Source organism: Streptomyces sp. NPDC002785 (assembly GCF_040295565.1).
Lineage (GTDB): Bacteria > Actinomycetota > Actinomycetes > Streptomycetales > Streptomycetaceae > Streptomyces.
The window spans coordinates 1-14,860 of the sequence record NZ_JBEOVN010000178.1; the positions used below are offsets into that span (position 1 = coordinate 1).

Here is a 14,860-nt window from a genome sequence, read left to right on the forward strand (position 1 = left end):
GGCCCAGCGCGCCAGGAGATTGTCGGCGTACGGCAACGGATCGGGGGCCGGTGCGCCGCCCCGGACAGCGACGAGCCGGAAACCGTGCGTGTACGGGTCAGCCGACCGCCGGGTCGCCCTTCGTGTACGAGAGCCGCTCGACCTGGCCCGGCTGGAACTTGTCCTCGACCTTCTTGCCATTCACAAAGAGCTCGATGGACCCGGCGTCACCGAGGACGAGGTCGACCCGCTCCTGGTCCTGGAAGGTCTTGGACTGCCCCTGCGTCAGCAGGCCGTCGAAGAGCAGCCGCCCGTTGTGGTCCTTGGCGGAGATCCAGCTCTTGCCCTGGCTGGCGCTGAGCTTCACCGTCACCTTGTCCCTGGGTGCCGCGGCGATGGCACTGTCGGAGGGCGCCGGCTTGGGGTCGACAGGCTTGTTGGTCTTCGGCTTGGGGCTCTTCGTGTTGGGCGTCGAGCCCTCCGCGACCTGCGTGGTCGCGGGGCTGTCGTCGCCGCCCTTGAAGAAGGTGAAGCCGACGAAACCGACGACGGCGACGATCGCGGCGACCATGGCCGCCGTCCAGTTGGGCCGACGCGGTTCGGAACGGATTCTCTCGGCCTCGAACAGCGGCGCCGCGGGCGTGGGTGCGGGACGGCCGCCGTGCTCGGCGTCGTACTGCGAAACCAGCGGTTCCGGATCGGTCCCGACGGCACGCGCCAGGGTACGGATATGGCCGCGCGCATACACGTCGCCGCCGCAGCGGGAGAAGTCGTCCTCTTCGATCGCGTGCACGATGGGGATGCGCACCCGGGTGGACGAACTGATCTCTTCGACCGTGAGACCTGCGGCGATACGAGCCTGCTGGAGCACTCGACCGATCGAAGGCCGGTCGTCTTCGGGGGAGTTGCCGATGGACACGGGGGCGCCTTTCGAGCGTGAGCCACCTGCTGGGTGTTCAGTCTAGGGGGGGTACGAAAGGGTGGGGCAACCGGGACGAAGGACTTTGTACGCCATCAGACTCGAACGCCGTCCGATTCGCCGGGCCACCCCGAGAAGGACAATCTTGCCGCCCCTCCCTTCAACTTGACGTACGACCCGACGAAAGGGTTGCCCATACTTCTCCTACGAAGCGGTTTCCCCGCGGATCAGTGCCAACACCCCGTCCAGCTCGTCCGGTTTCACCATGACATCGCGCGCCTTGGATCCCTCGCTCGGCCCGACGATGTTTCTCGACTCCATCAGGTCCATCAGCCGGCCGGCCTTGGCGAAGCCGACCCTCAGCTTGCGCTGCAGCATCGAGGTGGATCCGAACTGGGTGGAGACGACCAGTTCGGCGGCCTGGCAGAGCAGATCCAGGTCGTCGCCGATGTCCTCGTCGATCTCCTTCTTCTTGGCCGTGCCGACCACCACGTCCTCGCGGAAGACCGGCGCCATCTGGTCCTTGCAGTGCTGGACGATGGCCGCGACCTCGTCCTCGGTGACGAAGGCACCCTGCATACGGGTGGGCTTGTTGGCCCCCATCGGCAGGAACAGACCGTCACCCTTTCCGATGAGCTTCTCGGCGCCGGGCTGGTCGAGGATGACGCGGCTGTCGGCCAGCGAAGACGTCGCGAAGGCAAGCCGGGAGGGCACATTCGCCTTGATCAGACCGGTGACGACGTCGACCGAGGGCCGCTGAGTCGCAAGCACAAGGTGGATACCGGCGGCGCGGGCCAGCTGGGTGATACGGACGATGGCGTCCTCCACATCACGCGGAGCGACCATCATGAGGTCGGCCAGCTCGTCGACGATCACCAGCAGATACGGGTACGGCGAGAGCTCGCGCTCGCTGCCCTCCGGCGTCTTGACCTTGCCGTTGCGGACAGCCTGATTGAAGTCGTCGATGTGCCGGTACCCGAACGCGGCCAGGTCGTCGTACCGGAGGTCCATCTCCCGTACGACCCATTGGAGGGCCTCGGCGGCGCGCTTGGGATTGGTGATGATCGGCGTGATCAGGTGCGGGATGCCCTCGTACGCGGTCAGCTCGACCCGCTTGGGGTCGACCAGCACCATCCGGACCTCGTCCGGCGTCGCCCGCACCATGACCGAGGTGATCAGACAGTTGATGCAGGACGACTTGCCGGAACCGGTCGCACCGGCCACCAGCACGTGCGGCATCTTCGCCAGGTTGGCCATCACATATCCGCCCTCGACGTCCTTGCCGAGCGCGACCAGCATCGGATGGTCGTCCTCGGCGGCGTCCGCGAGGCGCAGCACGTCGCCGAGGTTGACCATCTCCCGGTCGGTGTTGGGGATCTCGATGCCGACTGCCGACTTGCCCGGGATCGGGGAGATGATCCGGACATCGGGACTGGCGACGGCATACGCGATGTTCTTGGCGAGCGCGGTGATCCGCTCGACCTTCACTGCGGGGCCGAGCTCCACCTCGTACCGCGTGACCGTCGGTCCTCGGGTGAAGCCGGTGACGGCGGCGTCGACCTTGAACTCGGTGAAGACGTTCGTCAGGGACGCGACGATCGCGTCGTTGGCGGCGCTGCGTGTCTTGCCGGGCCCGCCGCGTTCCAGCAGGTCGAGCGAGGGCAGCGAGTACGTGATGTCGCCGGAGAGCTGCAGCTGTTCGGCGCGGGCGGGCAACGGCTGGGACTGCGACCGCTCGGGCGCGGGCTTCGTCAGATCGGGCACGCCGCCCGAGGGCACCGCTCCCTTCTCCCGCTTCCCTCCCCCGTCGGCGGGTTCGCCCTCCCTGGCGCCCGGCACCGGCGTGCCCGGACGTTCGCGCTCGACGGAGACGCCCTGGGTGAGGTCGGCGACGATCGGCGAGGGCGGCATGCCGTTGAGTACAGCCCCGTCGAGCGCGGCGGCCGCGGCTGCGGCGACATCCACCGCGTCCATGGTGCGGTTCATCGCGGGCTGCACGGAGGGCCTGCGCGGCCTACGGCGCTTGGAGAGCGCGTCGGCCTCCGCCTGGTCGGGGTAGTACTCCGCGGGCGCTTCGGAGCGGCGTGCGGAGGAGCGGCGGGAGCGGGCGGGCAGCGCCTCGCGCCACTGCTCGTCGTAACGCTCGTCGTCGTTCTCCTCGTCCGCGTCGGGGTCGTACACCGGGTCGAGGATGCCCAGCTTGGTGCCGAGCAGCCGGAGCCGTTGCGGAATGGCGTTCACCGGGGTGGCGGTGACGACCAGTAGTCCGAAGACGGTGAGCAGCAACAGCAGCGGTACGGCGAGGACCTCGCCCATCGTGTAGACCAGCGGTTTGGAGGCAGCCCAGCCGATGAGTCCGCCCGCGTCCTGCATCGCCGTGGTGCCGTCCCCGCGGCCGGGCGATCCGCAAGCGATGTGGACCTGTCCGAGCACCCCGAGGACCAGGGCGGAGAGCCCGATGACGATGCGGCCGTTGGCCTCGGGCTTCTCCGGGTAGAGGATCAGCCGTACGGCGACGGCGCCGAGCAGGATCGGTACGAGCAGATCGAGCCGGCCGAAGGCTCCGGTGACGAGCATCTCGACGAGGTCGCCGACGGGCCCCCGCAGATTCGACCAGGTGCCCGCGGCGACGACCAACGCGAGACCGAGCAGCAGCAGCGCAATGCCGTCCTTGCGGTGTGCGGGATCGAGTCCCTTGGCGCCGCGCCCTATGCCACGGAACATCGCGCCGACGGCGTGGGCCGCACCGAGCCAGACGGCGCGCACCACGCGGTACACACCGCCGGTGGGCGAAGGCGCTGGTTTGGGCGCGGCCGCCTTCTTGGCCACCGCCTTCTTGGCAGGGGCCTTCTTCGCGGGCGCGGTCTTCTTCGCGGCGGTCTTCTTGGCGGGCGCGGCTTTCTTGGCCGGTCCCGCGGTACGGCCGACGCGCTTCGCGGTGCCCGCCGTGCCCTGGGAACCCTTGCCGGACGTACGTGAGGCCATGGTGCCGAGGTTACCGGTGTCGACGGCCGTGAACACGTGTGCCTGCCGCTTCACCCGACCGTGTCGCTGTACAGAGGAGGGAAACTGACGTGTCCTCACGCCTTTGCACCGCTGGATGCCCCTGCCACCGAATCGCCGAACGGCCGAGGCAGCAGGACAGTTGTGCCGAGCGTCCGGACAACCACCCGTTCCTCGACCGGAGGTCGTACCGCCGGACCGCTCCCCGCCGTGGACTCACGGGGCAGTACGGCGCTACGAGGGAAGGACGGCCACGCCGCTTCCGGCACCGGGCTCCAGCGCGTCGAGTGCCCGGCGCAGGCCGGTCAGCTTGCGCTCCAGATGGGCGGCGGTGGCCACGGCCGCGGCGTCCGCCGACTCGTCGTCGAGCTGCTTGGAGAGCGCTTCGGCCTGCTCCTCGACGGCCGCGAGCCGCGCCGAGAGCTCGGCCAGCAGCCCTGCGGGCTCCTTCTCATGGCCCGCGCTGCCGTTGCCGTCACCCTCCAGCTGGAGCCGCAGCAGCGCCGCCTGCTCGCGCAGCTTGCAGTTCTTCATGTAGAGCTCGACGAAGACCGAGACCTTGGCCCGCAGCACCCACGGGTCGAACGGCTTCGAGATGTAGTCCACCGCGCCCGCCGCGTAACCCCTGAAGGTGTGATGCGGACCGTGGTTGATCGCGGTGAGGAAGATGATCGGGATGTCCCGGGTCCGTTCCCGCCGCTTGATGTGCGCGGCGGTTTCGAAACCGTCCATGCCCGGCATCTGGACGTCCAGCAGAATGACCGCAAAGTCGTCCGTGAGCAGCGCTTTGAGCGCTTCCTCCCCTGACGATGCCCGCACCAGTGTCTGATCGAGCGCAGAGAGGATGGCCTCCAGCGCCAGCAGATTCTCCGGCCGGTCATCGACCAGGAGGATCTTGGCCTTCTGCACCATGGCCCGTCCTCCTCGCCCCGGAATTGCACCGGGCGCCGCCCCAGGGGACGACTCCCTTACGCCGTCCGTCCTTGTGCCGGTCATCGTAGCCGCACCGCGCCCGCCACCACACCCTGTCACCGCGATGTCACTGTGCACACAACTGAAACGCGGTGGGGGACCAGAAGGTTCCCCGTACAGCGCCTCCTCACACTCCTGCGAGCGCAACCGATCACCAACTCATCGCGACTCTCTCAATTAACGATCACTCTCCGCGCATCCACTGCTCCATAACGGATAGAAGGTAGTCGGGATCGACAGGCTTGGTGACATAGTCGGAAGCGCCGGATTCGATCGCCTTCTCCCGGTCACCCTTCATGGCCTTCGCGGTCAGCGCGACGATCGGCAGGTCGGCGAACTGCGGCATCCTGCGGATCGCCGCCGTCGTGGCATAGCCGTCCATCTCCGGCATCATGATGTCCATCAGTACGACCGTCACATCATCGTGCTGTTCCAGGACTTCGATGCCCACACGTCCGTTCTCCGCGTAGAGCACCGAGAGACCGTGCTGCTCGAGCACGCTGGTGAGCGCGAAGACGTTACGGATGTCGTCGTCGACGATCAGCACCTTCTCGCCGTGGAACCGGAACGTCCTGCGGACCTCCGGTTCCTCCTGCCCGGCGAGCGTCCACGGCTCCTGCGGAGCAGCCGGGGCGGCGGCGCGGGACGGCAGCGCGGGCCGCCGCTCCACGCTCCCCAGGGTCTTGCGGCGACGCCCCATCAGCCCGGCGGCACCCGTCGAATCCTGCACGGTGGCCGTCGAGTCGGCGCCCGGACCGGCCTCCGGGAGCAGACCTTCCTCTACGGCACCGTGTGCCTCGATGGGCCCAGGACCGATCTGCGGATAGCCCTGCGGCGGCAACGCGCTCGGGTGCAGCGGCAGATAGAGCGTGAACGTCGAGCCGCGGCCCGGCTCGCTCGCCGCGTGGATCTCGCCGCCCAGCAGCCGTGCGATCTCCCGGCTGATGGACAGGCCGAGCCCCGTACCGCCGTACTTGCGACTGGTCGTACCGTCCGCCTGCTTGAACGCCTCGAAGATCACCAGCATCTTGCTGGACGCGATCCCGATACCGGTGTCGGTGACCGAAAAGGCGATCAGATCGGCATCGGCGTCACGCAGCGAGCCGGCCTCCAGGAGCTGCTCACGGATGGCGTTCGGCACATCCTCGTTGGCGTGCCGGATCACCAGCTCGACCGCCCCGCTGTCGGTGAACTTCACCGCGTTCGAAAGGAGATTGCGCAGCACCTGGAGCAGCCGCTGCTCGTCCGTGTGCAGGGTCGCGGGCAGCTCCGGCGAGACCCGTACGGAGAAATCGAGCCCCTTCTCCGCGGTGAGCGGCCGGAATGTCGCCTCCACATAGTCGACCAGCTGGACAAGTGCGATCCGGGTCGGGCTGACATCCATCTTGCCCGCCTCGACCTTCGTCAGATCGAGGATGTCATTGATCAGCTGAAGCAGATCGGAACCGGCCCCATGGATCGTCTCGGCGAACTCCACCTGCTTCGGCGAGAGATTGCCCTCGGCGTTGTCCGCGAGCAACTTGGCCAGAATGAGCAGCGAGTTGAGCGGGGTACGCAACTCGTGCGACATGTTCGCCAGGAACTCCGACTTGTAACGCATCGAGACCGCGAGCTGCTCGGCGCGCTCCTCCAGGACCTGCCGGGCATCCTCGATCTCGGTGTTCTTGACCTCGATGTCGCGGTTCTGCTGGGCCAGCAACTCGGCCTTCTCCTCCAGTTCGGCGTTGGAGGCCTGAAGTGCCTTCTGCCGGTTCTCCAACTCCTTCGAACGGTCCCGCAATTGCTCGGCCAGCTCCTGCGACTGTTCAAGGAGCTTCTCGGTCTTCGTATTGACGCTGATGGTGTTGACGCTCGTCGCGATCATCTCGGCGAGCTGATTGAGGAAGTCCCGCTGGATATGGGTGAACGGCTGGAAGGAGGCCAGCTCGATCACACCGAGAACCTTCCCCTCGAAGAGCACCGGCAGCACGATCACATGCGCGGGCGGTGCCTCCCCGAGCCCGGAGGAAATCTTCAGATAGCCCGGCGGAACGTTGTCCACCTGGATGGTCCGTTTCTCCTCCGCCGCCGTGCCGATGAGCGTCTCACCGGGCCGGAAGGACGTCGGCATCGATCCCGCCGAGTATCCGTAGCTGCCCCTCATACAGAGTTCGTACGAGCTGTCCTTGTCGCTGTCCGATCCCACCGCGTCGGTGTCACCGGTCTGCATGGCGAGGAAGAACGCACCGTGCTGCGCGGAGACTACCGGGGTCAGCTCGCTCATGATCAGCGAGGCCACGTCGTCGAGATCGCGCCGCCCCTGCATCAGACCGGAGATCCGGGCGAGGTTGCCCTTGAGCCAGTCCTGTTCCTTGTTGGTGGCCGTGGTATCGCGCAGGTTGGCGATCATCGTATTGATGTTGTCCTGCAGGGCCTGAATCTCGCCGGCCGCGTCCACATCGATCTTGAGGTTGAGATCGCCGCGGGTCACCGCGGTGGCGACGGCCGCGATGGCCCGCACCTGACGGGTGAGGTTCCCGGCCATCTCGTTCACAGACTCGGTGAGGTCGCGCCAGGTGCCGTCGACGTCCCGGACCCTGGCCTGGCCACCCAGCTGCCCCTCCGTGCCCACCTCGCGGGCGACCCGCGTCACCTGCTCGGCGAACGAGGACAGCTGGTCGACCATCGTGTTGATGGTGTTCTTCAGCTCCTGGATCTCACCGCGAGCGTCGATGTCGATCTTCTTGGTGAGGTCGCCCTTGGCGATGGCCGTGGTGACCGTGGCGATCTGCCGCACCTGACCCGTCAGATTGGACGCCATCGAGTTCACGGACTCGGTGAGGTCCTTCCACGTACCGGAGACCCCCGGAACGCGTGCCTGGCCGCCCAGCTCACCTTCCGTGCCCACCTCTCGGGCGACCCGTGTCACCTCGTCGGCGAACGAGGACAGCGTCGTCACCATCGTGTTGACGGTGTCGGCGAGTTCGGCGACCTCGCCGCGTGCCTCGACGGTGACCTTCTTCGTCAGATCGCCGTTGGCGACCGCGGACGAGACCCGGGAGATGTTCCGCACCTGACTGGTCAGGTTGTTGGCCATCAGGTTGACGTTGTCGCTGAGGTCCTTCCAGATACCCGTCGCACCGCGCACGCGGGCCTGCCCGCCGAGGATGCCCTCGGTCCCCACCTCCCGGGCGACCCGCGTCACCTCGTCGGCGAAGTTGAGCAGCTGGTCGACCATGGTGTTGACGGTCGTGACCAGTTCGAGGATCTCGCCCTTGGCATCGACCGTGATCTTCTTGGAGAGATCGCCCTTGGCGACCGCTGTGGTGACCTCGGCGATGTTACGGACCTGCAGAGTCAGGTTGTTGGCCATGCCGTTGACGGACTGGGTGAGGTCCTTCCACGTACCGGACACCCCCTGCACCTCGGCCTGGCCGCCGAGGATGCCTTCCGTGCCCACTTCACGGGCGACCCGCGTCACCTGCTCGGCGAAGTTCGAGAGCTGGTCCACCATCGTGTTGAGGGTGTTCTTCAGCTCCAGGATCTCGCCGCGCGCGTCCACATCGATCTTCTGCGACAGGTCGCCCCGCGCCACCGCCGTGGCCACCTGCGCGATGTTACGGACCTGAGCGGTGAGGTTCCCCGCCATGCCGTTGACCGAATCGGTCAGATCACGCCACACACCGGCCACACCGGGCACCTGCGCCTGACCGCCGAGCCGTCCGTCGGTGCCCACCTCGCGGGCGACCCGGGTCACCTGCTCGGCAAAAGCGGAGAGCTGGTCGACCATCGTGTTGATGGTGTTCTTCAGCTCCAGGATCTCGCCGCGCGCGTCCACATCGATCTTCTGCGACAGGTCGCCCCGCGCCACCGCCGTGGTCACCTGCGCGATCTGGCGCACCTGGGAGGTCAGGTTCCCCGCCATGAAGTTGACGGAGTCGGTGAGCTCCTTCCACGTACCGGAAACACCGTCGACCCGCGCCTGGCCACCGAGGCGGCCCTCCGTGCCCACGTCACGTGCCATCCGCGTGACCTGGTCGGCGAAGGACGACAGCTGCGCCACCATCGTGTTGACGGTGTTCTTCAGCTCCAGCATCTCGCCCGCGACATCGACGGTGACCTTCTGCGAGAGATCACCGTTGGCGACCGCGGTCGTCACCTGCGCGATGTCGCGCACCTGCCCCGTAAGGTTCCGGAACGCCGTGTTCACCGAGTCCGTGAGGTCCTTCCAGGTCCCCGCCGCACCCGGCACCTCGGCCTGACCCCCCAGCCGGCCCTCGACGCCGACTTCCCGGGCGACCCGGGTCACTTCCGAGCCGAAGGCCTGGAGCTGGTCCACCATCGTGTTGACGGTGTTCTTCAGCTCCAGCATCTCACCGGCCACATCGACCGTGACCTTCTGCGTCATGTCGCCGCTGGCCACCGCCGTGGTCACCTGCGCGATGTCGCGCACCTGAGTCGTCAGGTTCCGGAAGACCGTGTTCACCGAGTCGGTGAGGTCTTTCCAGGTCCCCGCCGCCCCCGGCACCTGCGCCTGACCACCGAGCAGCCCCTCGCCACCGACCTCGCTGGCCACCCGGGTCACTTCGTCGGCGAAGGTCCGCAGCGTCTCGGTCATCTGGTTGATGGTCTCGGCCAGCTGCGCGACCTCGCCGCGGGCGCTCACCGTGACCTTCTGGGACAGGTCACCGTTGGCGACCGCGGTCGTCACCTCGGCGATCCCGCGCACCTGGGAGGTCAGGTTCCCGGCCATCGTGTTGACGGAGTCGGTGAGGTCCTTCCACACCCCGGCCACACCGGGCACCGTCGCCTGACCGCCCAGCTCACCCTCCGTGCCCACCTCCCGGGCGACCCGGGTCACCTCGGAGGAGAACGACGACAGCTGGTCGACCATCGTGTTGACGGTGTTCTTGAGCTGGAGCATCTCGCCGTCCACATGGACGGTGACCTTCCGCGACAGATCTCCCTTGGCGACCGCAGTCGTCACGAGCGCGATGTCCCGCACCTGCGCGGTCAGCCGGTACGCCATGGTGTTCACGGAGTCCGTGAGGTCCTTCCACGACCCGGACATTCCGCGCACCTGGGCCTGTCCGCCCAGCTTGCCCTCAGTACCCACCTCGACCGCGACCCGTGTCACCTGCTCGGTGAACGCCGACAGCTGGTCGACCAGGTTGTTGACCGTACGGGCGACCTTCAGGAACTCGCCGCGCAGCGGCCGTACCGTCTCGTCGGCCGTGTGCGACCGCAGCTCCATCCGCTGCTCGAGATCACCGTCGGCCACTGCCGACAGCACCCGCCCGACCTCCGAGACCGGGCGTGCCAGATCGTCGACCAGCTCGTTGGAGGCGTCGATCGCGGCGGCCCAGGAGCCCTCGCAGGCACCTGTCTCCAGCCGCTCCGTGAGTTTCCCCTCACGTCCGACCACCCGCCGCACCCGGGCCAGCTCGCCGGTGAGATGGAGATTCCGGTCGGCGACTTCGTTGAAGACTGCCGCGATCTCCGCCAGCACGCCGTCGCCCGAAACGGTCAGGCGCCTACGGAAGTTCCCGTCCCGCATCGCCACCAGGCCTGCCAACAGTCTGTTGAGCGCTGCCGCGTCGACGTCGACGGTTCCATTGCGCCGCTTTTTCACGGGGTGTCCGCCTTTTGTGCGCGTGCCTGTTCCCCGCGCCGCCATGCCAGACTCCACCGTGATCCCTCCCGCAGGGGTTGACCGTATCGCTCGGGCCATATCTGGGAGCTTGCCCAGTTCCTCATTGGCTCACCGCCACAGCCCACCGTCGACGGGTGACCATGCGGACGTCAAATCGTTGAAACGTACCAGGCCGGAACCAATCGGGGTGCAGCCTCCAACGGTTGTCCCACATCACCCTGTTGGGAAGTCCACACTTGTCCGGTCACATGCCTGTTCCTGGTCGTTCCTGCCCGAAGTCGGCCCTCGTGTACCCGGCACCGAGACCGAGCGTCTAGCCTGGCAGGCGAATCGAAGCGGCGAGAAACGGGCACAGGACTCGGGGAAGCGACGAGACACCATATGGGGAGTGCTGTGATCACCGCGCGCGCGGCTGCCACCTTCGACCCGGTCGGGCGCTCCGTCGCGACGGCCCGCACCTTTGTCCGTGACACTCTCCAGGGATGGGGATACGCGGATGTTGTCGACGACGCCGTCGTCCTCACCAGCGAGCTCGTGACCAACGCGGTGGTGCACGCAGGCACCGCCGCGGATGTGCTGTGCCTGCGTACGGAGGACGGCGTCCGGATCGAGGTCTCCGACCACTATCCGGAACGCGAGATCCCGCTCCAGAGCACAGGTCTGAACTTCGGCAGCCCCGACCGTGAGAACGGCCGCGGACTGCTGCTCTGCGCGGCGCTCGCTTCCCGGTGGGGCGTCGAGTATTCGCCCACCCACAAACATGTCTGGTTCCAGCTCGATCTCCCCGAGCGCCCGGTGGGTATCCGATCCGCCGGCCCCCTGCTCCCGGTCGGCCTGCTCCCGGTCGCCGACGAGCGCGTGCGGGTGGCCGTCGTCCAGATCGACAGCACCGGTTCCATCGCCGCCTGGAACGAGGACGCCGCGTTCCTCTTCGGGTATGCCGCGGACCAGGTGACCGGGAAACAGTTCACCGACTTCACCGCCTGGCCACAGACGCCCGGCACCAACACCGGCATCGTGGACGCACTGCAGCTCTCGCGCTGGGAGGGAAGTTACGGAATCCGGGGCGCCGACGGCCGTACCGTCCCCGTCTACGCCTCACATCTCCGGGTCCGGGACGCGCACGGCGAACCGTCCACGGTCTGTCTGCTCGTCCGCGACTACGAACGCGCCGTGCTCCAGTCCCCGGTACGCACACCGGTCTCCGACGCAAACGCCGAGAGCCACAAGACGGACCCGTTCGAGATCTTCATCGGCTCCCCCGCCCCCGACGACCTCGACGGCCTGCTCCAGCGCACGGTCGAGCGGGCGCGCGACATGCTCGACGCCGATTCGGCCTTCCTGCTGCTGGCGACGGACGACGAAACGGAACTGGAGGTACGGGCCACGACCGGTCTGCCCTCCGCCCGCCAGCGTTTCGCCCGGGTTCCTGTGGAGGCCGGTACCGGACGTTACGGCTCCGCCCGGATGCCCGCCGTCCACGAAGACCTCGACAACGTGCCCGGCGCCGTTCCCCTGCTCGGCGGCACGGGGATGCGCTCCGTCGTGACCGTCCCGCTGAAGGTCGAGGGCCGCCTCACAGGCTCGCTGGGTGTCGCCGCGGAAGCAGCCGGCCGTTACTCCAACGAGGAGGCCCTGCGCCTCCAGTTCGCCGCCGACCGCATCGCGCTGGCCGTCGAATCGGCCCGCCTGGGCGAGCTGGAACGCCTGCGCCGCGGTTCCCTCTCCTTCCTCGTCGAGGCCTCCGACCTGCTCGCCGGCACCCTCGACCGGGACCAGACCCTGGCGCTGATGGCCCAGATGACGGTCCCCACCCTCGCCACTTGGTGCGCGGTCTACACGATCGCGGACCAGTCCTCGGAGCCGTACCTCTCCTACGTGCTGCACGAGGACGAGGAGCTCATCGACGGCCTCAAGGCCCTGCTCTCCAAGATCGCTCCCCCAGATCCTGTGCCGACCCCGGGCGCCCGTGTCTGGGCGGCCCCGTCCGAGGCCGCCCACCAGACGGCCCTGCACACCTCGATGCGTACGCTCGGCCTCGGCGAACCCGGCGGGCTGGGCTCCGGCATCCGTACGACGCTCGCCACCGCGGCCGTGGTCGGCGGGGAGACGGTGGTCCTGCCACTCGTCGCCCGAAACCGTGTCATCGGCATGCTCACGCTCGGGAAGCCCTCCGACAACCACTTCCGCCAGGAGATCCTGGAGCTGGCCGAGGACCTCTCCCGCCGCGCCGCCCTCGCCCTCGACAACGCCCGCCTCTACTCGGAGCGCATGGCGATCAGCCAGTCCCTGCAGCGCAGCCTGCTGCCGCCGGGGCTGCCCGAGGTCCCCAATGTCGAAATCGAGGTCATCTACCGCGCGGCGGGCGAGGGCAACGAGGTCGGCGGCGACTTCTACGACGTCTTCCCGATCCGCGACGGCGCCTACGGCTTCGCCATCGGTGACGTCTGCGGTACGGGACCGGAGGCCGCGGCCGTCACGGGCCTCGCCCGCCACGCCCTGCGCCTGCTCGCCCGCGAAGGCTTCGGCGGCCCGGCGGTTCTGGAGCGCCTCAACGCCGCCATCCTGGACGAGGGTGCCCGCAGCCGCTTCCTGACCCTCCTGTACGGGGAGCTGTGGCCACAGGAAGACGGGAGCGCACTCCTGAAGGTGGTCTGCGCGGGGCACCCGCTGCCGTTGCGCCTGCGCCAGGACGGCTCGGTGGAGTCAGCGGCCGAACCTCAACCCCTGCTGGGCGTCATCGAGGACCTCGAACTGTACGAGCAGACGGTGACCCTCGCCCCGGGCGACGTCCTGCTGTGCGTGACCGACGGCGTCACGGAACGCCGTGAGGGCACCCGCATGCTCGGCGACGACGGTCTGGCGGACGTCCTGGCCACCTGTACCGGCTTCACGGCAGGCGCGGTGGCAGCACGCATCCTGCGGGCGGTCGAACGCTTCGCCGTCGAGCCGGCCTCCGACGACATGGCCATCCTCGCCATGCGCGTCCCTGAACCTCCCACCACCTGACCGCATTTCACCGGGCCGGATCCTCTGCGACACTCCGGCCCATGACCTCAGAGACGATCACCGCAGCATCCGCGGGTACGTGGGAACTCGGCGACCTGACAGTCAATCGCCTCGGCTTCGGCGCGATGCGGCTGACCGGCAGCGCCGCCTTCGACCTCGGCGCCCCTGGCAACCGTGAACAGTCGATCGGCGTGCTCCGGCGGGCGATCGAGCTCGGTGTGAACCACATCGACACCGCCGCGTTCTACTTCTCGTCGCTGCGGTCGGCCAACGAGCTGATCAACCGGGCGCTCGCTCCGTATCCCGAGGACCTGGTGATAGCCACCAAGGTCGGTCCCCGACGGGACGCCTCGGGCACGTGGATCGCCCCCGCGAGGCCGGACGAGCTGCGCGGCCAGGTCGAGGAGAATCTTCGCCAACTGGGCCGCGACCACCTCGATCTGGTGAATCTGCGCCTCATGGGCCAGGATTCGCTCGCCGAGCACTTCGGCGCCCTGGGCGAGCTCCGCGACGCCGGCCTCGTACGTCACCTCGGCATCTCAGGTATCACCAGCGAACACCTCGCCGAGGCCCGAACCATCGCCCCGGTCGTCTGCGTGCAGAACCGCTACGGCATCGACTCCCGCAACGCGGGCACGGACGACGTCCTACGCCTCTGTGAAGAGCAGGGAATCGCGTTCGTTCCCTTCTTCGCCATAGCCGGTCAGGGACGCGAGGAGGGCGCAGGCGCCATGAGCGCCGATGACGACGAAGTGCTCGCCGTGGCCCGCGCGCACGGCACGACAGCGGCACAGGTCCGGCTGGCCTGGACGCTCCATCAAGGCCCCCACGTACTGGCCATCCCCGGCACCGGTAATCCGGATCACCTGGTGGAGAACGTGGCTGCCGGCGCCTTGTGCCTGTCGGCCGACGAGGTCGCCCGTCTCGATGAGCACCACGCGGGTGGCAAGTGAGCCGGGAAACCCCGGACAGGCGAAAGGCCCCCGCCAAGTGGCGGGGGCCTTTCGTCTTGCCTGAGCCCCAATGCGGAATCGAACCGCAGACCTTCTCCTTACCATGGAGACGCTCTACCGACTGAGCTATTGGGGCCTGCTGCGCTGTGGCAACGAGGTAAAGCATACCCTGAACTCAGGGGTGCTCAAAACCACTGCTCACAGAAGACTCTGACGAGTCCTCATCTGCCCCACCGACCGTCTCGCCACGTTGCGCCGGCGTCGCCGACCCGAAGGAGAACGGGCAGAGCCGAACGACGGCATGAGTGGGTCCTGAAACGCAGGAAAGCCCCGTGCCACAAGGGCACGGGGCTTTCCTTAAAAGGAGTTCGGCGGCGTCCTACTCTCCCACAG

The 14,860-nt window shown here is 67.8% G+C and carries 6 protein-coding genes and 1 tRNA gene; 2 read left to right on the forward strand and 5 right to left on the reverse strand.

Going from position 1 to position 14,860, the window contains the following annotated elements; genetic code table 11:
- Nucleotides 1–97 precede the first annotated feature (97 nt).
- From ABTZ94_RS29725 to ABTZ94_RS29740, 4 genes are all read right to left on the reverse strand, one after another.
- Nucleotides 98–898: a helix-turn-helix domain-containing protein gene (locus ABTZ94_RS29725; RefSeq protein WP_351205246.1), complete on the reverse strand. Its 801-nt coding sequence runs from the start codon at nt 896–898 to the stop codon at nt 98–100.
- 204 nt (nt 899–1,102) lie between these two features.
- Complete coding sequence (locus ABTZ94_RS29730; RefSeq protein ID WP_351205248.1) at nt 1,103–3,883, reverse strand: DNA translocase FtsK; 2,781 nt, start codon at nt 3,881–3,883, stop codon at nt 1,103–1,105.
- Between the two features lie 252 nt (nt 3,884–4,135).
- A complete protein-coding gene (locus tag ABTZ94_RS29735) occupies nt 4,136–4,813 on the reverse strand; it encodes a response regulator (RefSeq protein ID WP_351205250.1) in 678 nt (225 codons plus the stop codon).
- A gap of 244 nt (nt 4,814–5,057) precedes the next feature.
- On the reverse strand, nt 5,058–10,484 hold the full coding sequence (locus ABTZ94_RS29740) for a HAMP domain-containing protein (RefSeq protein WP_351205252.1): 5,427 nt from the start codon (nt 10,482–10,484) through the stop codon (nt 5,058–5,060).
- 414 nt (nt 10,485–10,898) lie between these two features.
- Between ABTZ94_RS29740 and ABTZ94_RS29745 the strand changes: the two genes are divergently transcribed.
- Together ABTZ94_RS29745 and ABTZ94_RS29750 are read left to right on the forward strand one after the other, a co-directional pair.
- Nucleotides 10,899–13,514, forward strand: coding sequence for a SpoIIE family protein phosphatase (locus ABTZ94_RS29745; RefSeq protein WP_351205254.1), 2,616 nt, complete (start codon nt 10,899–10,901; stop codon nt 13,512–13,514).
- A 41-nt stretch (nt 13,515–13,555) separates the two neighbouring features.
- Entirely contained in the window at nt 13,556–14,467 is a 912-nt protein-coding gene (locus ABTZ94_RS29750; RefSeq protein WP_351205256.1) for an aldo/keto reductase, read from the forward strand.
- Nucleotides 14,468–14,530: 63 nt separating this feature from the next.
- Here the strand turns inward: ABTZ94_RS29750 and ABTZ94_RS29755 are convergent.
- A tRNA-Thr gene (locus tag ABTZ94_RS29755) sits at nt 14,531–14,603 on the reverse strand.
- Nucleotides 14,604–14,860: the final 257 nt, after the last annotated feature.

Bases quoted from the DNA above. Each gene is read 5' to 3' on its own strand.
- ABTZ94_RS29730 (WP_351205248.1), bottom strand. From the start codon at position 3,883: ATGGCCTCACGTACGTCCGGCAAGGGTTCCCAGGGCACGGCGGGCACC.
- ABTZ94_RS29735 (WP_351205250.1), bottom strand. From the start codon at position 4,813: ATGGTGCAGAAGGCCAAGATCCTCCTGGTCGATGACCGGCCGGAGAAT.
- ABTZ94_RS29750 (WP_351205256.1), top strand. From the start codon at position 13,556: ATGACCTCAGAGACGATCACCGCAGCATCCGCGGGTACGTGGGAACTC.